The sequence below is a fragment of the Mobilitalea sibirica genome, assembly GCF_015999265.1.
Taxonomy (GTDB): Bacteria; Bacillota; Clostridia; order Lachnospirales; family Lachnospiraceae; genus Mobilitalea; species Mobilitalea sibirica.
Genome location: NZ_JAEAGR010000005.1, coordinates 61,901 through 86,401, shown reverse-complemented (window position 1 = coordinate 86,401; position 24,501 = coordinate 61,901). Strand labels below are relative to the sequence as shown.

Sequence of the window (24,501 nt, the reverse complement as noted above, 5' to 3'; positions counted from 1 at the left end):
AAGTAAAGTTAGATTTACAATTGAAAGGGGCGATAACAAATGTCAGCCAAAAAAAACTATTATGAGAATCTAGCAGACAGTCTCATTGAAAAATTTAATAAAAGGGGTATAGAAGGGTATTATTGTGATAATGCGGAGGAAGCCCTATTAATGGCAAAACGTTTTCTAACCCCCGGTTGTTCCATCTCCTGGGGTGGTTCGGTGACCTTAGATGAAATTGGTTTAATCGATGAGCTAAAGGCCTCCGATTACATACTTTATGACCGTCATGCAGCACATACCCCGGATGAGAAATCTCATATGTATAGTAAAATTGTAACTTCAGACTACTATTTTATGAGTTCAAATGCAATTACACTGGATGGACAGTTGGTGAATATTGATGGTCATGGCAACCGAGTTGCATGTCTTATTACAGGACCTAAGAATGTAATCATAATTGCAGGTATGAATAAAATAGTAACGGATGTTAATACCGGCATCGAACGGGTCCGTAATATGGCATCCCCTCCGAATGTGGTACGTTTGGGTTTAAAAGCCCCTTGTGGAGAACTGGGTAAATGTGCAAACTGCCTTGTGGATGACTGTATCTGTTGTGAAATAGTAATAACCAGAAAATCCAAAATACCCGGTCGTATTAAGGTAATTCTTGTCGGAGAAGAGCTTGGCTATTAATAATACGCATGAAAATGCATAAGAACAAATAAGATATAGAAAGATAGATTTAAATAATCTAATGGAAAGGATGAGATTTATGTCAAAAAACGATTGTTGTTCACAGGAAAATGTAGGTACCTCTGTTACCGTTAAGGTGGATGTATCAAAAATTGTAAAATATGCTTGTATTGCCGGTGTATTTATCGTAGGAATTATCTTTGGAACAAGATGTTATCAGAAGATGCTCGAAGAAGGATATATTGATAAATTATAATGCTAATAGAAAGTCTACTATTACATGGTAGTAGTGAAAATTTCTTACACTAATGTTTTATTTATTAAGACGGTATTCCGACTATAAAAGGGAGTATAACTTACCACACACAATGTATTACGGTAAGTCATACTCCCTAAATTTTATTGTAAACCTTGCAGTATAGAAACCTACTTAGGTTTAATACAAAGGATATTGATCTGTTAAGGTCTTAACCATAGCCATAGCCTTTTCTTTATTCGCATCAACATCTTTGATCAACAGATAAATCGCTTCTGCAATTACATCCATATCCTCTGGCTTTAACCCTCGGGTAGTAACAGCTGCTGTACCAAGACGAATACCGCTGGTTACAAACGGAGAAGCCGGATCGTTAGGAACTGTATTCTTATTACATGTAATATTCGCAGCATCCAATAACTTCTCAGCATCTTTACCGGTAACTCCCATATTTTGAAGATCTACCAGCATAAGATGGTTATCCGTTCCACCGGATACGAGATTAAAACCTCGTTTCATTAAGCCTTTCGCAAGTGCTTGTGAATTCTCTATTACTCTTTTTGCATATTCGGTAAAGCTAGGGTCCAGAGCTTCTTTAAAGCATACTGCTTTCGCAGCGATCACATGCATTAACGGACCACCTTGAATACCGGGGAATACGGATTTATTTAATTTATATTCCTCTGCAAATTCTGCACTGGATAGAATCATTCCGCCTCTTGGTCCTCTTAAGGTTTTGTGGGTTGTTGTTGTTGTTACATGGGCATATGGAATTGGACTTTCATGGCATCCGGCAGCAACCAGTCCGGCAATATGTGCCATATCAACCATTAAAAATGCCCCAACCTCATCTGCAATTTCTCTAAATTTCTTAAAATCTATCTTTCTTGCATAAGCACTGGCACCGGCAATGATTAATTTAGGTTTACTCTCCAGGGCAATGCTTCTTAAATCATCATAATCTATAAAACCTTCATCATTTACTCCGTAAGGAACAATATTAAAGTAACTTCCGCTCATATTGACAGGACTTCCATGGGTTAAGTGTCCTCCATGGGCCAGGTTCATGCCAAGAACTGTATCACCGGGTTTTAACAGAGCAAAAAACACTGCCATATTCGCCTGCGCTCCGGAATGGGGCTGAACATTGGCATAGGTACAGCCGAATAATTTCTTTGCTCTTTCAATTGCAAGATTTTCTGCCATATCAACATACTCACAACCGCCATAATATCTTTTTCCTGGATAGCCTTCCGCATATTTATTCGTTAGCTGGCTTCCCATGGCTGCCATTACAGCCTTGCTGACAAAGTTTTCAGAAGCAATCAACTCGATATGATCATTTTGTCTTCCAATTTCTAAGGATATTGCCTCTGCCAGTTCAGGATCATATACTTTTACATCATCAAATGAATACATTCTCATCCGTTCCTTTCCGGTTAAAATATTACTGTGCTTTATGCATAAAACATATAATGCACTTTGTACTAGTTATAGTAATCTATTGGATTAGTATATCATAATCAAGATAATTATGGAAGTATGAATAATGAATCTATTAGGTTTGATTTATTACTAAATCTAATAATTATTATATTCCGTATTTATAATTATACGGTATTGAGCATACGTGATCGTTACTATCCTGCAATTTCATTCAGTGCCGTTTTCCTTTATTATCTTAAGTTCAGTTTAGAATCATCCTATTCTTTTGTGATGAATCTATTCTGGTACTTTAAGATGATATCCTGCTCCGGTTCTACATAAACAATCCCATTCTCAGCGTCCAGAACAGCCGATTTATGATGATAGTGTTCCTCCGGTTTAAGATCCGATTGGATCAGTGTCGGAATGTTTTTATTTCTTGCAATGATTGCCATATGAGAATTCTCTGAACCTTTATATAGAATAATACCCTTTAACAAATTACAATCGATGGCCATCAATTCACCGGGAGTTAAGTCATCAGAAATTAGAATAGTCGATTTACCTTCCACTTCTATATCATGATGTTCATTGTACAATATACCAAGCAATCGAACTACAACATCCTCAATATCCGCAGCCCGTTCTTTTATATACTCATCCTTTATTGTTTCAAACAAAGAAACCAGACTTACTTTTGTTGATAAAATTCCATACTCTACATTCATGTTCTCTTTTTCAATGATATCAATCACCTGCTGATAAAATTGCGGATCTTTAAGAACCATCTGCTGCGCTTTAAATATTCCCGCAACGTCAGGACCTAACTCCCCTAGGGTTTTATGATAAACTTCCTCCAATTCAACTTCAGCTTTTAAAATGGCATCTTGAAAACGTTTAATTTCCACCTTGCTGTCTTCGACTTCTTCCTTAACAATATGGAAATCCTTTTTATGAAAAATGGATAACCTTCCAAAGGTTATCCCATTATATATACTCTTTCCATGAAAAACACTGCTCATACTTAAGCCCCCAATATAATATGCTGCAAATTAAGAGCAGTTCTTAAAATCATCGCATGATTTATGCAAGTTAATTTACCCTTCAACTGCTACATACAGCTTCTTACTTTTATCCTATGTATGGCCCTTCTATAGATACATCACACGGTAAAACACTTCACTATGACGATGATTTATAATTAATTCCTACATTAATTATTCTATAAGCTTTCCGGACCAAAACCCATTGGTAAAAGTTCCTCCAAAAAAAACAAAAGATAGTCCTCCTCCGACTTAGCCAGTATCACTAAAAACTGTTTTGGATCTACAAACTCTCTTATCACCTGCCTACATACTCCACAGGGAGGACAATAATCTGTAATGATGCCTTCTTTTCCTCCTACGATAGCAATTGCTGCAAAATCTCTTTCTCCTTCGCTGACTGCTTTAAAAAAAGCCGTCCGCTCAGCACAGTTAGTCGGAGTATAAGATGCATTTTCAATATTGCATCCTGTGTATATTTTTTGTCTGGATGTAAGTAATGCAGATCCAACATAAAAGTGGGAATAGGGATTATAAGCGTGTTCCATACTCTCCATGGCTTCTCTGATCAGGTTTTTAACAACGGACCTGCTCACAATGCTTTGTTTTCCCAACAACTCACCTTTTTCTCTTTGAATCAGACTGTTTTTTGGTTCATCTTCTCTTTGCATTCTAAGAAACCTCCTTTATAGATATTGCATTTTAATATCCGGATCCCTCTTGATTTTTGGCAAGCTTAATTATCCGGCTGGTTCCAAGTCTGGAAGCCCCCAGTTCAATAAATTTCTCTGCATCTTCAAAGGATGCTATTCCTCCTGCTGCCTTTATCTTAACTTCCTTACTCACATACTTAGAAAACAATTCAACATCCTCAAAGGTTGCACCGCTCTTTGAAAAACCGGTTGAGGTTTTGATATAATCCGCACCGGACTCAGTAACAATTTTACACATTTTTATCTTCTCTTCCTCTGTAAGGAGGCAAGTTTCAATAATAACCTTTAATATCTTATCCTTACATGCTACTTTGATCTGCTTAATCTCATCCAATATTTTATCATATTCGCCATTTTTCAATAATCCGATATTTATTACCATATCAATTTCATCGGCTCCGTTACTGAGTGCGTCCTTCGTCTCATAGACTTTCACATCGGTTGTATTATAGCCGTTGGGAAATCCGATTACCGTGCAGACTGCTATTTTATCTTTCACATATTCCTTTACCCTCTTCACATAGGAAGGAGGAATACATACAGAAGCCACCCCATAAGTGATGGCATCATCGCATATCTGTTTGATTTCTTCCCAGGTTGCAGTCTGTAATAATAAAGTATGATCTACTTTTTCGAAGATTAATTTTCTATCCATATTGTACTCTCCTGTCATTTCACTATTAATTCTAGTTAATTAATATTACGCTATCTCCAGAGCAATCTCCATCATATCCCGGAAGGTATTTTGACGGTCCTCTGCCGAAAGGGAGGCTCCTGTAAATACATGATCAGAAATCGTAAGAATACAAAGTGCTTTCTTACCGGCTCGTGCAGCATTCATATACAGAGCTGCTGCTTCCATTTCAACTGCCAGTACATTCATTTTACTCCATAGCTTCATTGCTTCCTCATTATCATCGTAGAAGGTATCTGATGAAAGAATATTACCTACTACAGTTTTGATATTCATTTTATCAGCCGCTTCCACTGCTTTTCTAAGTAATTCAAAGTCTGCAATTGGTGCATAGGTACCCGGTAGACGATACTGATTAGCAAAACTTGAATTCGTGGAGGCTCCCATTCCAATAACGATATCTCTTAGCTGTATGTTCTCAGCTATTCCACCGGCAGAACCAATTCGAATAATATTATCCACATCATAAAAATGATATAGTTCATAGGAATAAATACCGATGGAGGGCATTCCCATTCCGCCGCCCATAACCGATACCTTTTTCCCTTGGTAGGTACCTGTATAGCCAAACATATTTCTTACTTTATTAAAACAAACCACATCCTCAAGGTAATTATCTGCGATGAATTTTGCCCTAAGGGGGTCTCCCGGCATTAAAACTGTTTTTGCAATTTCTCCTGCTTTCGCCTCATTGTGCGGAGTTGGTATATTATGCATAATGTTTCCTCCTTTATGTTGGTACATATATTTATTTCCAATCTTATTGTGTACTGCTTCCATTTAGTTTATGAATTATGAGACACTCTAATTCACAATCAAAGCAAATAATAAATATTGATATTATTTGTTATTGATATACTTAACCTATACATAATTATGGAAATATTTATGAATTAATCATACCATAAACTCATAAAAAAGGCAATGAACGTTATATGATCTCACCAGTAAAACAGTTTACTTTAAACCAACCGTAAGTCACGGTATGTCCAATTCCGGTAACCTCATCGTCCAATACGAATTCATATAAATGAATTAGATAGTAATTATCTTCTTCGATATAATCTTCGTTTACAAGATAATACTCTGCCTCCGATAGTTTATAATAGTATCGGGTTTCATTCTCCCATACCTTTATAAAATTAGTTGCATGGATTTCCTTTATCCTATCCAAAGCCTCCATCGGAGATATCATTGAAGGCATATGTAAGCTTTCCTCCTGCGTATGTGTTGCTATTGCTATATCTGATTTATCTATAATGGACAAGAGAGAATGAATTATCTGAAGTATATCTTTCTTCATGGTTTGTAAATACCGGATATAGAAACCGACATGTGTCTTTTCTCTGTCGTCTTTTTCGGTTTGTGTAGCATAGATTTCTTTCGTATAATCTACATGTGAATATCCGGCGGTGAAGGATAGACACATAAGAATCATCAGTCCAATAATGAGCCGTCTTCGTTTCATATAAATTCATACTCCTACCTTTATTTAGTTTAGCGCAATACGCTAAGTTAGGTTTATTATATCATTGTTTTACATATATTTCCATTTATTTGAGCGCCGAGGAATCGACTTGGTTCTTATCTATAAATGATGTAAAGCAATGCTTTATACTATATTATGATTATCCCACAGGCGATATCTTTATCGAGATTATACCGACAAGGAGGCCGGTTCACTCAGTTCAATAAAAGAGGTAGCTAAAGCAAAACAGGACATAGGCTCCCTTAGGGAACCTATGTCCTGTTTCATCATGAACCATTTTCAATTATGAGACTGCCTAATTTATTGGTAACTAGTCAACTAATAAATTCTTATGAATACCGTGAAGTTTTCTAAACCCCATGATACGCTTTGATATATAGATCTTTTAATTCCGATACCAGCGGCATTCTAGGGTTCGCAGTCGTACATTGATCTTCAAAGGCCCTATCTGCTAACATATCAATCGATTGCATAAACCGTTCCTTAGCTATACCACAATCCTTTATGGAAAGGGGCATGTCCAGTTGCTTCATCAGATCAATTAATTTTGATATTAAGCTTGTAATACCTTCCTCGGTGGTACTACAGGGTAGTCTAAGATATTTTGCAATTTCTGCATACTTTTCATCCGCTATATAATGTTCATATTTTGGAAAAGCAGTAAATTTAGCCGGTATCGACGCGTTATAACGGATAACGTGTGGAAGCATAATCGCATTCGCTCTACCGTGAGGAATATGAAATTCACCCCCAAGTTTATGAGCCAGACTATGATTGATTCCCAAAAATGCATTTGTGAATGCCATACCTGCGATACAGGAGGCATTATGCATCTTTTCTCTGGCGATCTGATCATTACCGTTACGATATACAATCGGTAAATATTCAAAAACCAATTGTATCGCTTTCATGGCCAGCGCATCCGTATAGTCGGATGCCATTACAGAAACATAAGCTTCGATTGCATGGGTTAGAATATCGATTCCGGTATCAGCCGTTACATTCGCAGGTACTGATTGAACAAATTCCGGATCTATGATGGCAACATCCGGAGTAAGTTCATAATCAGCAAGCGGATATTTTGTATCTTTCGCCGGGTCGGTAATTACGGTAAAAGAGGTAACCTCTGACCCGGTTCCCGAGGTGGTCGGTATAGCAACTAATTTTGCTTTATTACCAAGGGGTGGATATTTAAAAACTCGTTTACGGATATCCATAAACTTCATTCGAAGATCCTCAAAATCGGTTTCCGGATGTTCATAAAACAACCATATGGCTTTGGCTGCATCGATGACGGAACCGCCACCTAAAGCGATAATCACATCCGGTTGAAATGACTGAGCTACCCGAAACCCATCCAGGACTGTATCTACAGTAGGATCCGGCTGTACTCTGTCGAAAAGCTCCGAATGAACATATTCTCCAGTGCTCCGTTTTCTTAAATGATATAACACTTTTTCAACATAACCAAGCTTCACCATAACTTCGTCCGTAATAATGAAAGCTCTTGAAATATGAGGCATCTTAGCTAAATACTGTACGGAACCGGGTTGAAAATATATTTTCTCAGGGATCTTAAACCATTGCATATTATACCTTCTTCTTGCTACACGCTTTTTATTAATTAAATTTACTGCTGTAACATTTGCCGTTGTACTGTTTCTACCAAAGGAACCACAGCCAAGAGTTAGTGATGGCATATTCGTATTATAAAGATCACCGATTGCTCCATGACTCGAGGGTTGGTTAACAATGATCCGCCCTGTATTTACTTGTTCAGCAAAGCAATTGATGACTGCTTCATCATTCGAGTGAATGACTGCGGAGTGTCCTGAACCACCGAAGTTAACCATCTCCACAGCTCTTTTGATCCCTTCCTCTGAATTAGCCACCTTATAGCATGCCAGAATTGGACAAAGCTTTTCTCTGGATAATGGATATCGGTCACCCACTCCTTCCACATTTGCAACTAAGATCTTCGTACCTTCCGGGACTTCAATTCCGGCTAATTTTGCTATTGTCATAGCAGATTGTCCTACAATCTGAGGATTCATGGCACATTTCTTTTCATCAATGGCTAACTTTTCAAGCTTTTTCTTTTCTTCACCATTGACAAAATAACAACCTAGCATAGTCATATAGTTAACCGTTTCCTCGTATATATCCTGATCTATGATTACTGCTTGTTCTGAAGCACAAATCATACCGTTATCAAAGGTTTTCGACAATATCAAGTCCGTTACGGAACGTTTTATATCTGCCGTCTTTTCAATATAACAGGGTACATTACCCGGTCCTACCCCGAGTGCCGGTTTTCCTGCACTATAGGCTGCTTTCACCATAGAAGATCCACCGGTTGCCAGAATTAATGAGATGCCATCGTTATTCATTAAAGCCTGGGTAGCATCAATTGAAGGTTCCTCAATCCATTGAATACAATCTTTTGGGGCTCCGGCAGCTATAGCAGCATCACGAACAATCCTGGCGGATTCTACACTGCAGTTTTGAGAACTGGGGTGGAAAGCAAAAATAATCGGATTCCTGGTCTTAATTGATATAATACATTTAAATAATGTAGTTGCAGTCGGATTCGTAACCGGTGTGATACCGGCAATGATACCTACCGGCTCAGCAATATCAAAATAATCCTCTTCTTCGTTTTCATCGATGATACCAACCGTTTTTTGATATTTGATACTATGGTAGATATATTCGGTTGCAAATAGATTTTTTATAATTTTATCTTCATATACACCGCGTTTTGTTTCTTCCACTGCCATTTTTGCAAGTGACATATGATTCGCCAAACCGGCAAGTGCCATTTCTTTTACAATATGATCTACTTTTTCCTGATTTAACTTTATCATGTCTTTTAAGGCAATCTTAGCCTTTTCAACCAGTTGTTCTATCGCATTCGGGACATCATTGGTTACATTATTATGCTCAGCCATAAAACTCTCCTATCTATTACTGTAAATTTTTATGTCTTTTTCTTATTTATTATTTACAAGCTATGGCTGTTTTATTATATAATATTAAAGAATCACAAAATCGAAGAGGACGCTGTCATTATTCCAACAGCGCCCTTAAATCAAGGTGATTTCATATCAAGTTGTATTTGACCATAATTACTTCCGGTATGTTTTCAGCAAACATTATATTTGCTGTATAGTAATAATTTGAAATAAATTTTCCATCTGCTGTTTGTTTGCTAATGGTAACAAAAACATTCTCATCCGATATCTTCTCTATCTTAAAGCTAGTCATTATATTATTGTTAAGATGCATAATAGCCACCATATTTTATATTAGCGTCTATTTTCTGAGATGGAGTTAGTTTTTCTATAAAACTACAAATAGTATCCCGCTGTTTCTTAGTAGCAGTTTTCTCATCAAAACCAGTACCTTCAATAAATTGATACATTATAATCTGATCACTTCTACTAATATTTAAGACTTTAAATATCTTATCTCTGGGTTTGATAAAAAACCGTAAAAATTAGAATAGTCACAACAGGGATAATTAATAGAAATATCTTATTTTGTTTCATTTTTATTCAATCCATCACTATTTACTTGTTTTCATCTATCCTATCTTCCTTGTTATTGTCTGAATTCCCATCTCTGTCTTGTTTGACCTGTGGATGATATTCTTTCATAGTCTTTTTATAAATCCTTCTTCCTATGAGAATAATTACAGTTATTATAATTGCCCAAATGATAAGATAAGGCAAGTTTACAACAAACCATACGAAGAAGTTTTGAAATCCTTCACTTATATTATAAGTTGTTTCACGAAAACCGGTTCCGATTCTCTTCCATACCGTGAGCTTCTCTTCTTCCACCGGTGTCATCCGTTCTACTTCTTCGATTGACATCGTCACCGTACTATAATCCACCTTATTATCAATTGTTCTAAGCTGGGTTTCATAATTTTGCAATTCATAACGGATAGAACTAAGTCTGCTTTCCAATGTGATTATCTTGTCTAAGGTATCTGTCTTTTCTAGTAGTGCAAATAGTCTTTCCTGCTCAATCTCAAGAGCCTTTTTTCGGCTTTGGGCATCTACATATTCAAGCGTTACATTTTCTGTATCTACTGCCTTATTTACAACATTAGCATTATCATATACGATATCAACGAATTCATCCAATCTGTTTTTGGGAATCCTTGCAACAATATGCCCCCTTCGGGAAACGTTTCTGCTATAATATCTTTTTCCACTTAGGTTTGAGCTTTCTACATAGCCACCGAGTCTATTAATCTCCTCATCAATAGTATTCACTAAGGTATCAAACTCCTGGGTTTCCACATCCATATTCACACGACGGATAATCTTCTCCATAGACATAGCACCGGAATTACCGGTTGTAAAAACTGAGGTGCTGGTGAGGCCTGCCTCATTACCGTCCATAGCGTAATCATAGTATTCATCATCCGCCATTTCACCCTTGGCTTCCTGAGGTTCTGTCGCGGATGAGTCATATTCGGTACTCTCATTCTCGCTGTATTTATACTCACTGCTGTCTGATTTTGCACCACAGGCACTCATCGTCATAATCAATACAACAACAATAGTCAGTAGTTTGATTGATCTTTTCATTTTCATATTCATAAAAACCCTCCCTTAACAAATCATTTAAGAACTTACCTACCACTTTTTAAACATTCCTTATGTCTTTTAAGCAATAGAATATTAGCTTTAAAAACCGGTATTGTTTTATATCTGTTTGTCGTATACGTTCTGTAAACTTTTATCTAGTTAAGAATTAGACGATAAGTGCGTACTTATGGTTCCTATTTTTCCAATTTTATGAGCTTAAACAGAAAATCAAGATAGGAATATTCAAAAAAGACCCCATCTGCTATCATCTTTCTTAGTTGTTTTTGCGTAACCCATTTTGCATCGGCCACTTCGGATTTCTGCAGTTTCAGATCTTTTATCTCAATATCTGTTTTAACCAGCCACACGGTAGAAAAATGATCTAATCGTTTATACATGAATGCCAGAGTAGAATTTTCTTTCGTAGCTTTAATCCCTAGCTCTTCTAACAGTTCTCTTTGACATGCGGTCCAGGCATCCTCTCCGGCAATAGCAGAACCTCCAGTAGCTGCCCAGATACCGGGTTTCCAGCTGATCGTTTCCGCCCTTTTTTGGATTAGGATTTCACCCTTTTTGTTAATCGGATAGATATGTACTACCAGATGATAATCACCTTTAGCCAAAGGCTTTCCTCTTTCATGGGTTCTTCCTGTTTTCATAAAACAATCATCATAAATGTCCCAAATCTCCATAGTACCCTCCTGTAATTTCAGTTTTTTCTTTTTTGTATTAATATAACCCAAGATCCAATCATTAATTTATCTCATTATTTCATCTCATTAATATATACAAATTTTCTACTATATAAAATCTTTTGCTAGTAAGTCAACTTACCTTTCACGTAAAAAGACTGTACCATCTGAATATATCCCTACCGTTTCATGGTAGATCTATGTCCTCCTGATAGTACAGTCTTATCATATCATATTAACCTTATTATTACTACACCGTTTCCCGGTAAAACGAATGATACCTTGTGCTAATTGGAACCGGTAATCACCTTGATTAAAGGTCCTCTGCCTGCTTTATTCATTCCCCATACCTTAACCGCAGTATCTGCTTTTAACTTAGGTATCTCAATCGTAAAATTACCCTTATTGGTAATGGTTCCTTCATAGTTTTTCTTGCCAATTGTAACGAATATTCTCGTCCGGGTATTTAAAACCTTAGAAGGAGCATTGGTTAGGCTTTTCGGTAATTTCTCATCCCCGGTATCTTGTTCATCCTCAGAAATATAATCTAATAATTCTATCTTCCCGGTGATGGTGGTATCCCCTTCCTTAATCGGATTGACCTTGGGCGCATCCGGAGCCGCCTTTACGACAGCTGATGTAAGGGCATCACTGGTTCCGCTTAAATTCGTAGCTGTAACCGAAACCTTAGTCCCTGATACATCTCGATCCGTTGTAAAGGAATAGATATACTGATCTGTCGTTGAATCGTAATGGTATTGATCGGTTACGTACTCTTTTGCTCCAATGGTAAGAGTAACTTCACAATCTTTAAAAGCTGCAACCTGAACCAGTTTATCTGTATTTCTTACTTCCTGTAAAAGAACAGGTGTCTCCGGCCTGCCTGCGATTACCTCTGTTTTGTTGGCTATCAGTATTCTACCATCTGAGAATCTGACCATTGCATATATCTTGGTTCCAGCCTCTAAGTTCGTCTCAAGCGGATACCGAAATTTGGCAAAGGAATCTGTTTCAACACTCAACAGAGAGTTTTTAAGGCTCATACCTTCACCTCTTGCTATTGCAAGATAAACCATACCCCTATCTTCATAAGTTCCGGTTATAAAGATAGACTTATTTGATACTCTGTTAATCGTAAGGATTGTAGTTTCATTCCTTACATAGTTTTCAATATCATTAACGATCACCTCTGTTACGTGGCTCTTACGAATTATTCCATTCTTCGTATCCCTTGCTGTCACCTTCAATATCTGCCCGCTATATAACTGATCCGTAAAAAGGAAAGTAAATTTACCCTCTTTATCTGTCTGAGTGTTATAAGTCTTTTCTCCAATCTCAAGTGTTATATCATATGCCTTTTTCGCGGCACCCGGTATATAACCACTAAGGGATTTCTCAATATTACTTACCTCATAAACAACCGGTGCATTCGGAGCTGCTTCACTTACGGTTGTTGTATTTATTCTACTATTTCTTCCAATATGATCCAGGCTATAAACAGTTATTTTCTTTCCTGCTTCCTGTGGAGGTAATAGCAACATATAATAGCCACCATCAAAAACTTCGGAATAAGTTTCTACAATATTTAAGCTTCTATCATAGATCTCAGTATTCTTTTCATAGAGTTCCTTGCCACCATCTTTCGATACATATACGGTATCATCAATGATCGCAATTACCGTTGCATCCCCATCTTTTGTCTCACCGCTAATAAAGCCATCATTATTATGAAACGGATTTATACTTGGTTGGTTGGGTCCGGTTCGTTTTACAGGGACTCTGATGTGTTCACTTTCCAGTCCATTCTTCTCATCTTTTACATAAACAATTACTTCGGTACCGGAAGGTTGTGCCGGTAGTGAATAGGAGAAATTACCGCTGCCATATACTTTACTTTCATAAACTCCGGTATAAGCTTCGAATACAATCGTAGAATTAGGTTCTGCGATACCTCTTATACTTGACTTACGATTCGTATAAGTTTCAACCGTCGGTTTTCTCATCATATTCTCGTTAAAATTATCAATCGTTAGTTTTTTAATTGTTTTATTACCATGGATATCTTCTGCATAGATAGAATATAAACCGTTCTCCCATACCGTAAATGTATTGGCTGTAACTTTATTCGCTACCGACCACCCGTTATAAGATATATTATAATCACCCTTGAGATATCGTACCATTTTTAATTCTGATTTATCTGTTACATGGACCGAAACCTCAAAAGAATTGGCTGTTGCGCTGGTTGTCAAAGGGGCTACAATAATATGTGGTCCGGTGGTATCCCCATTCTCTTTGGGATAGGATGCAACATAATAACGGTATTGATCAGCTTCCTTCAGATATTTCCTGTACCATGATGTTTCCTGTATCAACTCATTGGCATAATAAGGTGCTCTTATTAAAAACTTATTCTCTGCGGGAAGACTTACCCTCCAGTTATAGTCTACTTGAGGAATGATATTACCGCTGATGGTTAATTCTTTAATATATTTACTTAAAACTGACTGGCTCCGTGTAAATCCTTTTAAAACAGCTTGAGTTTCTATTCCTCTGTTAGCATCCTGAGGTTTCGTTATCTTATTGGTAACCAGCAGAAGTTTCATCGTGTCTGTAACCTCTTTGCCATTATAGGTAACACTCTTAATACGTCTGTTGTCACTGATTAAATTACCGGAGATATCATAACGGGGAGGTGCATCCGGATTTATCACATAATCTATACCGTCAAATATAAAGAAACTACTCCAATCCTCCATCCATTCTTCACGGATAAGTGATTTTATTCCTTCCTCTCTCATAAGCTCTTTCATGGTCTCATTGGTCCAATCCGAACTATGATACCCGGATTCATAAGCACTGGCTGACCATTCCAGCCATTCCTTTAATTGTTTCCCTGTAATGGAATAAACATAAAGATAATTATTATATGGTTGAATTGCTTTTAAATCTGACTCAGTTATCTGATCTCGAATATTAACAAAGTCGTCAATGGAATTCAACCCATAACTCGCATAATTTGAAGCTGCCACAATCGGATAGTCTTTATATTGTTTTCCTGTTGTGTTAGCATATTTCAAAGCATAATGGATTTTAGAATCATTTAGTAATTGAATTGCAAAATTATCACCCAGTAACCCATAATAATTTTGTATCACTACATTCTTTTCCAACTCTCCAATGATATCCGTTGAATAATTTAACAAACGTTCATCCCAAGATCCATACAGAGAAGCTATTGTCTTATTTTCAACTGTTTTTTTCTCAGATACCATACGAATTTCCGACTTACGATCCATAATAGAGACTTCATCTTTTCTTACCCTCAGTGTGAGATCTACAACTCCGATTGCTTCTCCACGGTCACCGGCCATAATAACGTTCTTTCCATTCATCAGATAGGTTTTCCTATCGACATTAGGTAGCTGATAATAAGGTGAAGTCATATCTGTTGTAGGAAAAAGATTGTGCTCATGCCCTGCTACAACAATATCAACTTCCGGAATTTTTGTTAGTGCATAGGCCACATTCTTAAAGTTTAGTTCCGGATTTTCAGGTCCAATACCGGTATGAGAAAGGCAGATAATGATATCCGCTCCCATTTCTTTAAGCTTTATCGCTTGTGCTTGTGCGTTAAGAACCATATCCTCGGTCTTGAGAATCCCTGCATAGCTATGGGTCTTTGAGGTTAGAGTTGGAATGGTTTGGCCAATGATTCCTACCTTTACTTCCACCTCATTTCCTAAGGATGTTTTTAATTTTCGTGTTATAATCATATTTTCCAAAAAAGGATGTTTCCCAGTTTTTGAATCAACCACATTGGAAACCACGGTAATATCTCGCATACCTGACCCGTTTAACTGTCTCAGTAAATACTCATAACCGTAATCAAACTCATGATTTCCAAGAGTAATTGCATCATATCCAATCATAGCCATAGCCTGATAGATTGGTTGAATCGCATCCTGATTCTCTGAAAAAATGTACTCTGTGGTATAATCAAATAACACATCACCATTATCCAGAGTTATAGTATTCTCTTTCGGTAACTCTTCCCTGGTTTTTGTAATTAAATCAAATACTCTTGCCAGACCACCATTGTTATAATCAATACCCTGTTCATAATCCTTGCTGTTAAGCTGTCCGTGTAGGTCAGTTGTTCCGATAACCCTTAAGTTAACCGTCTCTATTTTTTGTTCAGCCGCATTTACTTCCTGCTGCCTGAATTCATTAATACCCCATATTGTGCCACATACAACAGTAGATGTAGATATGACAGTTGCTAAAATAATCTTAAATCTTTTCTTCAATCTATGCATTCCATCTCCTTACCCGTAAAAAGACATCAAAATACAGTATCATACATCTTTTTACTATTATTAGTCTCCATTGCCAGTGTTTCACATCCCAAGATTATTTTAGAAAAATTTTAAGGCAAAAGAATGTCAGAAAAATTAAGAAAAACTTACCATTTGTGATATTGTTTTATAAAAATATGCTCCTGAGCAAATAAAATAATAGAGGAGAATTCTGATATGACCCCTGTCAAGTAGACAGGTTAAATTATGAAAACAAAGCACCAAAAAAAAGTAGAGCCTTACATATAGATGTAAGAAATTGATTTATGAAATAGAAAGCACCTAGTAACATAAATTCTTACAATAACAGATGTAAAGCTCTATTCTTATTTATATTATATTTGACAATATAACCGTCGTTTCGTTGTCTTACGTATCCATCGCAGAAAGAACAGGTTTGATCAGCTCCAGTATACGTTCTGTACGATTCATTAAATACAGATAACCAACTAATGCTTCTAAGCCAGTTGCAGTCCTATATTCTACAATTCCTGCATTTTTCGCAGAAGTGAAAGATTTGGCATTCCTTCCTCTTTTATAGACGGCCAGCTCTTCCTCTGACAACTGGTCCTGAATTCTATGAAACAGTTCAGCCTGTGCCTTGGCTTGTACCATTTTTGAAACACTTTTATGAAGCTTATTCACCGGAGCATTACCGCCTACCACTACCACAGTACGAATGATAATGTCGTATATCCCATCCCCTATAAAAGCCAGTGTAAGTGGTGAATATGTTCGAATATCCGTATCCGGCAGTTTATAATGTTCTTTGATATATCCGGCTAATTGTATTTGGTTTTGTATATCCGTTAACTCCTTTTCCATCTTACCCCTTCTCTGGTATCTTCTAAAATAATACCTTTATCAAGTAACAGGTTTCGTATCTCATCCGCTCTTACAAAATCCTTATTTTTTCTCGCACTTTGTCTTTCCTCGATCAGCTTTTCAATCTCAGCATCCAGAAGTTCCTCTTCCTTATGAGCTTTAATACCGAGAACATCACATAGCTTTACAATTCTATCATATATATCCTTAACAAAGGATTTTGTAGAATCGCTATTGCAGTTTGAATTGGCGAATCTGACAAGTTCAAAGATAGCTGTAATCGCATCTGCTGTATTGAAATCATCATCCATGGAGGAATCAAATTTCGCATGATATTCCTTAACCTCTTCAAGCAAAGCCTGTTCTTCATTCGTAAAACCATTTTCGTCTAAAGATGCGTTTTTCAACAAATAATCTAGGGATCCGACCGCAGTTAGAATTCGGTTTAATGAATTTTTTGCTGCCTCCATCAAATCCTTACTAAAATTCAACGGACTTCTATAGTGAGCATTCAACATCAGAAAACGCACCACCTGTGGATCGTATTGTTTGCATATATCTCGGACTGTAAAGAAGTTCCCTTCGGACTTTGACATCTTTTTATTATCTATATTTAGGAAAGCATTATGCATCCAGTACTTTACGAATTCTTTCCCATTGGCAGCTTCACTTTGTGCAATTTCATTTTCATGATGTGGAAACACAAGATCCTCACCGCCACCATGAATATCAATTTGGTCACCTAGGTATTTTCTGCTCATCACCGAACACTCAATATGCCAGCCAGGACGACCGTCGCTCCAAGGCGAGGTCCAATATGGCTCTCCTTCCTTCTTCGGCTTCCAAAGTACAAAATCCATCGGATCTTCCTTCTCCTCGCTGACTGCAATACGGCTTCCTGCTTCTAAGTCGTCAATGTTTTTCTTAGAAAGTTTTCCATATTCATCAAAGCTTCTGGTTTTAAAATAAACAGTGCCGTTTTTTTCATAGGCATGACCTTTTTTGATTAAAGTATCAATCATCTCAATCATTCCGTCAATTTCCTGGGTAGCTTTTGGATGATAGGATGCCTCTAAAACGTTAAGAGTAGCCATATCCTTCTTAAACTCTTCAATAAAACGTTCGGAAATTTCTGTTGCACTAACACCTTCTTCGTTGGATCGATTTATAATCTTATCATCAACATCCGTAAAATTGGTTACATAATTCACATCATAACCCTTATACTCAAAATACCTTCGTACCGTATCAAAGAATATGACCGGTCTGGCGTTACCAATGTGTATATAATTATATACTGTTGGTCCGCATACATACATCCGTACCTTTCCTTCCTCAATCGGAACGAAGTCATCTTTTTTTTGTGTCAATGTATTATAAATTTTCATTTAGTAACCTCCTTGTTCTTAGTATATTTATTCTTTCTTATTTTTTTATGTTTGTTCTAATAATTGTAGCTCTTTAAATTTATTCATACACATTTCTTCATTTCCATTTATATATTCTTATTCATTCACTCAACTCAACTACTTTGAAATTTTATGTTTGATTTTTACATATGTCTTGTAAATGGAGCAAACTATTCTTACACAGTATTTATTCTTTCATAATTATTTTTTCTAAATCTTCTAACCGATCATATAGTTTCGTTAACTCATCCCTCAAACAGTCATTCTCCTTCTTAAGCCAGGACATGTCAGTTTGAAGCGGATCCGGAAAATGAATCTGATCGAGATCTTCGCGAGGAACTCTTATATTATCCCGTTTCACGACTCTGCCCGGAACACCTACGACCGTTGAATTAGGTGGGACTTCTGTAAGCACGACAGAGCCTGCACCTATTTTCGAATTTTCACCAATTGTAAAAGATCCAAGAACTTTTGCTCCGGCACTGATCATGACATTGTTCCCTACCGTAGGATGTCTCTTTCCTTTTTCTTTACCGGTTCCTCCTAAGGTAACTCCCTGATACAGGGTTACGTTATCGCCAATCACAGCTGTCTCTCCTATTACTACTCCGTTACCGTGATCAATAAATAAGCCCTTCCCAATTGTAGCTCCGGGGTGTATTTCAATTCCGGTTTTCCTTACAGTTCGTTGGGAAAACCATCTAGCCAGAAAGTAATGTTTCTTCTTATATAAGTAGTGTGCGATACGATAACGGATAATTGCCCGAAAACTCGGATAAAGCAATATCTCCAAAGGCGTCTTTATCGCCGGATCCCGTTCTTTAATCACCTGCATCTCTTCTTTATAATACTTTATAAATCCCATAAATTACTACCCTCCTTAAAGTTTAACCTACTTGTCAGTTAAGTATGCTACGTATGTGTCATGCAAGCTTGGTATTGTACGCGCATCCTTGATACTTCGTATCAGATGCCCGTCCTTTGGGTATTGGTCGCCGGCTCGCATCATCTTTTCCATACATGCTCAGTCTACCTACGCGCATCCTTGATACTTCGTATCAAGGATCGTGGGCTCGCTCGCATCCATTCAAGCATGCTTGCCGTTCAAATACACACGTGCTATTAAAAAGTAAACTTTTATAGCACGTATGTATTTGAACTATAAAATGTCTGCTCGCTTCGCTTACACGCAAAAAACCGCCTCTAATTATAGAGGCGGTGAAATACGCGGTTCCACTCTATTTGTATGTAGAAAAACATAACATACATCTTTTACAGATAACGGCTGTCTCCCGTGTTCGGCTAAGTCACCTTCACCGAACCAGCTCCCGGATGCACTTCGCACATAACTTCGTAAAGAATGCTTTCAGCCGGTGGCATTCTATCTCTGCTACTATCTTATGGGCTACTTTTCCGTTCATTGCCTTTATTATAAGTATATATTATAAGTTTTTAAGAACAACTACTATTTTATTTATTGTATGCAAGGAAAAATCTTTTGTCAATACTATTTCCAGTTTTATTTTTTCGGACAGCCTCCACAACCTCCACAACCTGTACTGCTACTTTTTGGCGTGACATCAAACTGATAATTCATTGCTGACTCAAGTAAACATACAGCATTTGCGGCAATACCCTGACCTGCTCCGGTAAACCCAAGCCCCTCTTCTGTTGTAGCTTTTATATTGATACGGTCCCTAGTTATACCCAAAGCATCGGCAATATGATCAATCATGGCCGGTAAAAAGTCTGCTAATTTCGGCTTTTGAGCAATTATGGTAGCATCGATATTTTCTATTATATATAATTGCTCTTCAATCAATGCCTTCACTTTTTTTAATAATTCTATGCTAGATATCCCTTTATAAGCGGAATTTGTATCCGGAAAATGTCTGCCGATATCACCTAAGGCTGCTGCCCCCAATAGTGCATCCATAATGGCATGTACCAAAACATCTGCGTCGGAATGACCCAGAAGTCCTTTATCATATGGTATTTTTACGCCACCCAGAATTAGATCACGATCTTCCACTAATTTATGAACATCATATCCTGTTCCTATTCGCATCTATTAAAATCCTCCTGTATTCATATTCAAGTAGTAATCCATGCCTTAAGTTAAACGTATTGTATAGATACTTTAGCATGTCCTACGAATTCATTATATCGTATCAGAGAGGATTTATCCAGCACAATACATTGACTTTAAACCAAATACTGAATACATAGTAAAACATTTATTAATTTACGTATGCTTGCTATACTATCGCTTTTATAACTATGTTAATTATTATAAAGATTTATATATCATCTTCGAATTAAAATATCTTGTTTCAACGATACGCTTAAAAGCCGATACTAAAACGACATATAATTTATATATAGCTCATTGAACTCCTCATCATTGGATAAATGAATCTCCCTGGATATCGTTCTCAATTTTTCAACATCTTCCTTGGCTTTGGAATCTGTAAGATACTTTATGGCGCCAGCTAAGGAACTGTTACCAACCGCTTTGATTTTACCGGATAGTTCCTTCGGTAATAAACCGATGTGGATGGCCTTTTGTATATCTATTTTATAGCCAAAGCCTCCAGCCAGATATACTTGATCTATCTGATCATAAGAGATTCCATATCGACTAATCAATATCTCGATGCCTGCCCGTATAGCAGCTTTTGCCAGTTGTATCTCCCTAATATCCTTTTGTAAAAAGGTTAAATCGGTAATACGATACCCCTCATGAAAGTATGGATTAATAAGTAGTCCCGTATTATCAATGATGCCCTCTTTCCATAGTTCAGAAGTCAAATCTATGACTCCGGTTCCACAGATACCAATTGGAGGTTTCTCATCGATGGTTTCATAATGAATTTCATCACCTTTTAGTGTCACATGGCTGATTGCTCCGGGAATACTACTAACTCCACAGGTAATATTCCCTCCCTCAAAGGCAGGACCTGCAGCCGTAGAGGTGACTAAAATATCCTCCTTAGTACCTAAGGCCATCTCTCCGTTCGTTCCAATATCGATCAGCAACCATGGTTTTTCAGAACTGAGAAATCCACAAACCATAAGACCGGCAACGATATCTCCCCCAACAAAAGTTGAAATACCCGGTAATAAAATAACAGGAATATTAGGTATCTCAGGTATATCTATATTCACTTGATAATCCTTAGTCGAAAAAATATCTGTCATATTCATTTGAATCATTTCAATATTGACCGGCGTAAAAGGAAAAGAACCTAAAGTTTCACAGGAATATCCCATAAAAAGATGACTCATTGTAGTATTACCTGCAATGACTATCTTTTCAATATGGTTAATAGAGACTTCTTCTTCGGTAATTAAAATAATAATTCCCTCTATAATCCCCCGTCGAACGCAATCCCGTAGCTCAATTAATTTCCCCTTGTTGGAGGCTTCCATTCGAGTAATTACATCCGCTCCATACCGTCTCTGAGGATTCTCTTTTGTATATGTTTTATAAATCCTGCCACTTTGCATTCCGATCAGGCTGATTGCAATTGTTGTGGTACCCAAATCAACAGCGATGCCAAAACTATTCTCTAAACGCGCCGCAGGGAGAATTTGAGTAGTATCTGTGTTAGTGCCTATCTCTGTATATTTGTCTATCTCTCCATACTTATCAATCTCTGCGTTTGAAGTATCGAGATTAATCTTTGATTTATCTAATGCATTCTCAGACACTACAAATATCTGTGAATTAGACTCATAAGCCAACTCAATGGTGCACTCCTTCTTAGGATGTGCTTTACAGGATAGACGATACCCCTGCCGTAACCATGCTTCGTTAAAAAGCATCTTATCCTGTCGGGTAATGGGAAGCTCACCATCAATAAGGCGTATCTTACATTTACCACAGGCCCCTCTTCCCCCACATTCTGCCGGAACATAAACTCCATGTCGCAATATAGCCTCCATAATGCTTTCTTCTTCCAAGCACTCAATCTGAATCATCTTATTTTGATCCGGTATCTTTATTATAATTTTTATCTTCTCTGCCAGTGATATCACCGCCTTAATCATTATTTACCTGGGATGGATTAATATCTACATTTTATGTTTTCTGTCATCTTTCGTCAATGCTGGTCTTATCATAACCTTAATTATAACCCAATAAGAGGAAACTTTATAACCGAATAGTAGGAAACTCATATTGACATAATACACTACCGGCAATACACTATAGAAAAACCGGTGATTGTTCTGTTGCCGAATTTATTACGTATTATTTACTATTATAGCATTCCTATTATTATAATTATATTATATATCGAACAGAAAGGTAAGTAGTTAGAGCTACATAGGTAAGAGAATGAATGCAAAAGAAATTGTAATAAACACAATTGAAGAAAAAAAAGATCAAATCTGTAGTTTAAATGACCAAATCTTTTATTATGCAGAAGGAGGTTTCAGAGAAGAACAATCCGCAAACCTTTATTGCAGCCTGTTAAAAGAGGAGGGTTTTCATATTACCAATAAGCTGGCAGACATTCCAACTGCCTTTAAAGCATCTTACGGAGATGGTGCACCCTATATCGGAGTTCTGGCTGAATATGATGCACTTCCCTTTTTAAGCCAGAAACCGGGAGTACCTTATAAAGAGCCTTTGGTGGAAGGTGCCCATGGCCATGGTTGTGGACATTGTGCTTTGGGAGCCGGTGTATTTGCCACAGTCTTAGCGGTGAAAGAGTTTTTGGTACAAACCGGAATAAAAGGTACCATTGAATTATATGGCTGCCCTGCAGAAGAGGTTGGATGCGGAAAATCCTATATGGTTAACAAAGGTGTATTTGATCACCTGGATGCTGTCTATACCTGGCATCCCAGTCAGATTAACGGAGCTTTGTCTAAAGCTTGGATTTCACTTGAAAGCTTAGTATTTACCTTTACCGGAATTACTTCCCATGCTTCTATCTCTCCCGATCAGGGAAGAAGCGCATTGGACGCCTGTGAGCTTATGAATGTAGGGTCAAATTATCTAAGGGAACACTTGATACCGGAATCCAGAATTCATTATGCCTATTTAGATTCCGGAGGGACATTTCCTAATGTAGTGCCGGATAAAGCCTCCTTAAGATATGTGGTACGAGCCCCTAGGATTAGTCAGGTAAATGAAATCGTAAGCCGTGTACTAAACATAGCAAAAGGTGCCGCTTTGATGACAGATACTACAATGGATTATTATATAGAAAGTGCTTATTATGATTTTAAGCCCAACCATGTGCTGGCAGAAGTGCTTAACGAAGCTGTATTTGAAATTGGTGCTCCTACGTATGAGGAAGAAGATTTTCAATTAGCGAAAGAATTCTTTGATTTATATGAAGACGCAACACGGAAAACATTGATTGCAGACTTACGAACTGAATTTAATTCTGCTGAAACCAAAAATCTTGAAAACAATCCGATTAATACCTTTTTATCACAATATACATCAGATACCTCGGATTATAGCTATGTATCTACGGATGTAGGAAATGTTGCCTATGTGGTACCTACAGCCATGCTTGGCCATACCATATCTGCCCTTGGTACTCCCCTTCACTCCTGGCAGTTAACCGCACAGGCCGCTACCTCGATTGCCCATAAGGGATTAATAAATGCAGGCAAAATCATGGCGTTGGCTTGCTGCAAGCTTTTTGAAAATCCCGAGTTAACAAAAAAAGCAAAGCTATCCCATCAGGAATATTATTCAGATACCTTTGAGAGCCCCATACCAAAGGATGCCATTCCTCCAAAAACTCTGGACTAGGTATGATATGATCAATAAGATAGCGAGACTACATTGTTAGTATTGCGTGTTAATTCTTTATCGTATCAACAACGAAATCCGGCGGTAATATCTGGTTATATAAATAATATAGTAACACGCTTGATGAGTTTCTCTGTTTCGCGTATAAGAAAAAACTCTTATGTTCTATAGAACATAAGAGTTTCTTTCAATAGCGAAGGACGGATTTGAACCGCCGACACCACGGGTATGAACCGTGTGCTCTCGCCAACTGAGCTACTTCGCCGAATTATTTGACTATACCAGTGAAAACTGTTATCCGATACCTTTTTCTTAGATATAATCTCTCATGATTTTCATGAAAATGGGACCTATAGGGCTCGAACCTATGACCCTCTGCTTGTAAGGCAGATGCTCTCCCAGCTGAGCTAAGATCCCAAGTACTCCAAAAAGCACTTTTTTATTATATGCATTTCCCATAGGTTTGTCAAGAGAAGAATTGTGTATTTTATATGATAAATACCTCCAATTTCTTCTATCCCTATATACTGCGTAAATAA

General features: G+C 37.3%; 20 protein-coding genes, 2 tRNA genes and 1 other annotated feature. Of the genes, 3 read left to right on the top strand and 19 right to left on the bottom strand.

The window, feature by feature from the left end:
- Positions 1 to 39: 39 nt before the first annotated feature.
- Together I5677_RS06635 and I5677_RS06630 are read left to right on the top strand one after the other, a co-directional pair.
- Positions 40 to 675: a lactate utilization protein gene (locus I5677_RS06635; protein WP_197660785.1), complete on the top strand. Its 636-nt coding sequence runs from the start codon at positions 40 to 42 to the stop codon at positions 673 to 675.
- Between the two features lie 79 nt (positions 676 to 754).
- Entirely contained in the window at positions 755 to 931 is a 177-nt protein-coding gene (locus I5677_RS06630; protein ID WP_197660784.1) for a hypothetical protein, read from the top strand.
- A gap of 180 nt (positions 932 to 1,111) precedes the next feature.
- Here the strand turns inward: I5677_RS06630 and glyA are convergent, their stop codons facing one another.
- The 17 genes from glyA to I5677_RS06545 all read right to left on the bottom strand — a co-directional run bounded on the left by glyA (position 1,112) and on the right by I5677_RS06545 (position 22,236).
- Positions 1,112 to 2,350, bottom strand: a complete 1,239-nt coding sequence (gene glyA, locus I5677_RS06625) for a serine hydroxymethyltransferase (RefSeq protein ID WP_197660783.1) — start codon at positions 2,348 to 2,350, stop codon at positions 1,112 to 1,114.
- A 284-nt stretch (positions 2,351 to 2,634) separates the two neighbouring features.
- Positions 2,635 to 3,378: a phosphoenolpyruvate-utilizing N-terminal domain-containing protein gene (locus I5677_RS06620; RefSeq protein WP_197660782.1), complete on the bottom strand. Its 744-nt coding sequence runs from the start codon at positions 3,376 to 3,378 to the stop codon at positions 2,635 to 2,637.
- Between the two features lie 200 nt (positions 3,379 to 3,578).
- Positions 3,579 to 4,070 (bottom strand): cytidine deaminase, encoded by a 492-nt coding sequence (locus I5677_RS06615; protein ID WP_197660781.1) that lies wholly within the window; start codon positions 4,068 to 4,070, stop codon positions 3,579 to 3,581.
- A gap of 31 nt (positions 4,071 to 4,101) precedes the next feature.
- On the bottom strand, positions 4,102 to 4,767 hold the full coding sequence (gene deoC / locus I5677_RS06610; protein ID WP_197660780.1) for a deoxyribose-phosphate aldolase: 666 nt from the start codon (positions 4,765 to 4,767) through the stop codon (positions 4,102 to 4,104).
- 45 nt (positions 4,768 to 4,812) lie between these two features.
- Positions 4,813 to 5,523, bottom strand: coding sequence for a purine-nucleoside phosphorylase (gene deoD / locus I5677_RS06605; RefSeq protein ID WP_197660779.1), 711 nt, complete (start codon positions 5,521 to 5,523; stop codon positions 4,813 to 4,815).
- A 214-nt stretch (positions 5,524 to 5,737) separates the two neighbouring features.
- Positions 5,738 to 6,274, bottom strand: coding sequence for a hypothetical protein (locus I5677_RS06600; RefSeq protein WP_197660778.1), 537 nt, complete (start codon positions 6,272 to 6,274; stop codon positions 5,738 to 5,740).
- 371 nt (positions 6,275 to 6,645) lie between these two features.
- On the bottom strand, positions 6,646 to 9,246 hold the full coding sequence (adhE, locus tag I5677_RS06595) for a bifunctional acetaldehyde-CoA/alcohol dehydrogenase (RefSeq protein ID WP_197660777.1): 2,601 nt from the start codon (positions 9,244 to 9,246) through the stop codon (positions 6,646 to 6,648).
- A gap of 151 nt (positions 9,247 to 9,397) precedes the next feature.
- Positions 9,398 to 9,583, bottom strand: a complete 186-nt coding sequence (locus tag I5677_RS06590) for a hypothetical protein (protein ID WP_197660776.1) — start codon at positions 9,581 to 9,583, stop codon at positions 9,398 to 9,400.
- Positions 9,573 to 9,719 carry a hypothetical protein gene (locus I5677_RS06585; RefSeq protein ID WP_197660775.1) on the bottom strand — a complete coding sequence of 49 codons (147 nt, stop codon included), beginning with the start codon at positions 9,717 to 9,719 and terminating at the stop codon, positions 9,573 to 9,575. Before I5677_RS06585 ends, I5677_RS06590 begins: the two co-directional genes overlap by 11 nt.
- Before the next feature lie 148 nt (positions 9,720 to 9,867).
- Complete coding sequence (locus I5677_RS06580) at positions 9,868 to 10,911, bottom strand: DUF4349 domain-containing protein (protein ID WP_197660774.1); 1,044 nt, start codon at positions 10,909 to 10,911, stop codon at positions 9,868 to 9,870.
- A gap of 182 nt (positions 10,912 to 11,093) precedes the next feature.
- Positions 11,094 to 11,591 (bottom strand): NUDIX hydrolase, encoded by a 498-nt coding sequence (locus I5677_RS06575; RefSeq protein ID WP_197660773.1) that lies wholly within the window; start codon positions 11,589 to 11,591, stop codon positions 11,094 to 11,096.
- Between the two features lie 287 nt (positions 11,592 to 11,878).
- Positions 11,879 to 15,910, bottom strand: coding sequence for a bifunctional metallophosphatase/5'-nucleotidase (locus I5677_RS06570; RefSeq protein WP_197660772.1), 4,032 nt, complete (start codon positions 15,908 to 15,910; stop codon positions 11,879 to 11,881).
- 408 nt (positions 15,911 to 16,318) lie between these two features.
- On the bottom strand, positions 16,319 to 16,774 hold the full coding sequence (locus I5677_RS06565; protein WP_197660771.1) for a Mini-ribonuclease 3: 456 nt from the start codon (positions 16,772 to 16,774) through the stop codon (positions 16,319 to 16,321).
- The gene (gene cysS / locus I5677_RS06560) at positions 16,759 to 18,162 is read right to left on the bottom strand and encodes a cysteine--tRNA ligase (RefSeq protein ID WP_197660770.1); all 1,404 of its coding nucleotides are present in this window, start codon (positions 18,160 to 18,162) and stop codon (positions 16,759 to 16,761) included. The genes I5677_RS06565 and cysS overlap by 16 nt, the downstream gene beginning before the upstream one ends.
- 208 nt (positions 18,163 to 18,370) lie before the next feature.
- Positions 18,371 to 19,048 carry a serine O-acetyltransferase EpsC gene (epsC, locus tag I5677_RS06555; RefSeq protein WP_197660769.1) on the bottom strand — a complete coding sequence of 226 codons (678 nt, stop codon included), beginning with the start codon at positions 19,046 to 19,048 and terminating at the stop codon, positions 18,371 to 18,373.
- Positions 19,049 to 19,391: 343 nt separating this feature from the next.
- Positions 19,392 to 19,613, bottom strand: a binding site (T-box leader).
- Between the two features lie 89 nt (positions 19,614 to 19,702).
- Positions 19,703 to 20,251 carry a 2-C-methyl-D-erythritol 2,4-cyclodiphosphate synthase gene (gene ispF, locus I5677_RS06550; RefSeq protein WP_197660768.1) on the bottom strand — a complete coding sequence of 183 codons (549 nt, stop codon included), beginning with the start codon at positions 20,249 to 20,251 and terminating at the stop codon, positions 19,703 to 19,705.
- Positions 20,252 to 20,541: 290 nt separating this feature from the next.
- A complete protein-coding gene (locus I5677_RS06545; RefSeq protein WP_197660767.1) occupies positions 20,542 to 22,236 on the bottom strand; it encodes an ASKHA domain-containing protein in 1,695 nt (564 codons plus the stop codon).
- 289 nt (positions 22,237 to 22,525) lie between these two features.
- Between I5677_RS06545 and I5677_RS06540 the strand changes: the two genes are divergently transcribed.
- Positions 22,526 to 23,962 (top strand): amidohydrolase, encoded by a 1,437-nt coding sequence (locus tag I5677_RS06540; RefSeq protein ID WP_197660766.1) that lies wholly within the window; start codon positions 22,526 to 22,528, stop codon positions 23,960 to 23,962.
- 191 nt (positions 23,963 to 24,153) lie between these two features.
- Here I5677_RS06540 and I5677_RS06535 read toward each other — a convergent pair.
- Positions 24,154 to 24,227: transfer RNA gene (locus I5677_RS06535), tRNA-Met, on the bottom strand.
- Between the two features lie 79 nt (positions 24,228 to 24,306).
- Positions 24,307 to 24,379 (bottom strand) — tRNA-Val (locus I5677_RS06530).
- Between the last annotated feature and the right edge of the window lie 122 nt (positions 24,380 to 24,501).

Bases quoted from the DNA above. Each gene is read 5' to 3' on its own strand.
- I5677_RS06635 (WP_197660785.1), top strand. From the start codon at position 40: ATGTCAGCCAAAAAAAACTATTATGAGAATCTAGCAGACAGTCTCATT.
- I5677_RS06630 (WP_197660784.1), top strand. From the start codon at position 755: ATGTCAAAAAACGATTGTTGTTCACAGGAAAATGTAGGTACCTCTGTT.
- glyA (WP_197660783.1), bottom strand. From the start codon at position 2,350: ATGTATTCATTTGATGATGTAAAAGTATATGATCCTGAACTGGCAGAG.
- I5677_RS06620 (WP_197660782.1), bottom strand. From the start codon at position 3,378: ATGAGCAGTGTTTTTCATGGAAAGAGTATATATAATGGGATAACCTTT.
- I5677_RS06615 (WP_197660781.1), bottom strand. From the start codon at position 4,070: ATGCAAAGAGAAGATGAACCAAAAAACAGTCTGATTCAAAGAGAAAAA.
- deoC (WP_197660780.1), bottom strand. From the start codon at position 4,767: ATGGATAGAAAATTAATCTTCGAAAAAGTAGATCATACTTTATTATTA.
- deoD (WP_197660779.1), bottom strand. From the start codon at position 5,523: ATGCATAATATACCAACTCCGCACAATGAGGCGAAAGCAGGAGAAATT.
- I5677_RS06600 (WP_197660778.1), bottom strand. From the start codon at position 6,274: ATGAAACGAAGACGGCTCATTATTGGACTGATGATTCTTATGTGTCTA.
- adhE (WP_197660777.1), bottom strand. From the start codon at position 9,246: ATGGCTGAGCATAATAATGTAACCAATGATGTCCCGAATGCGATAGAA.
- I5677_RS06590 (WP_197660776.1), bottom strand. From the start codon at position 9,583: ATGCATCTTAACAATAATATAATGACTAGCTTTAAGATAGAGAAGATA.
- I5677_RS06585 (WP_197660775.1), bottom strand. From the start codon at position 9,719: ATGTATCAATTTATTGAAGGTACTGGTTTTGATGAGAAAACTGCTACT.
- I5677_RS06580 (WP_197660774.1), bottom strand. From the start codon at position 10,911: ATGAATATGAAAATGAAAAGATCAATCAAACTACTGACTATTGTTGTT.
- I5677_RS06575 (WP_197660773.1), bottom strand. From the start codon at position 11,591: ATGGAGATTTGGGACATTTATGATGATTGTTTTATGAAAACAGGAAGA.
- I5677_RS06570 (WP_197660772.1), bottom strand. From the start codon at position 15,910: ATGCATAGATTGAAGAAAAGATTTAAGATTATTTTAGCAACTGTCATA.
- I5677_RS06565 (WP_197660771.1), bottom strand. From the start codon at position 16,774: ATGGAAAAGGAGTTAACGGATATACAAAACCAAATACAATTAGCCGGA.
- cysS (WP_197660770.1), bottom strand. From the start codon at position 18,162: ATGAAAATTTATAATACATTGACACAAAAAAAAGATGACTTCGTTCCG.
- epsC (WP_197660769.1), bottom strand. From the start codon at position 19,048: ATGGGATTTATAAAGTATTATAAAGAAGAGATGCAGGTGATTAAAGAA.
- ispF (WP_197660768.1), bottom strand. From the start codon at position 20,251: ATGCGAATAGGAACAGGATATGATGTTCATAAATTAGTGGAAGATCGT.
- I5677_RS06545 (WP_197660767.1), bottom strand. From the start codon at position 22,236: ATGATTAAGGCGGTGATATCACTGGCAGAGAAGATAAAAATTATAATA.
- I5677_RS06540 (WP_197660766.1), top strand. From the start codon at position 22,526: ATGAATGCAAAAGAAATTGTAATAAACACAATTGAAGAAAAAAAAGAT.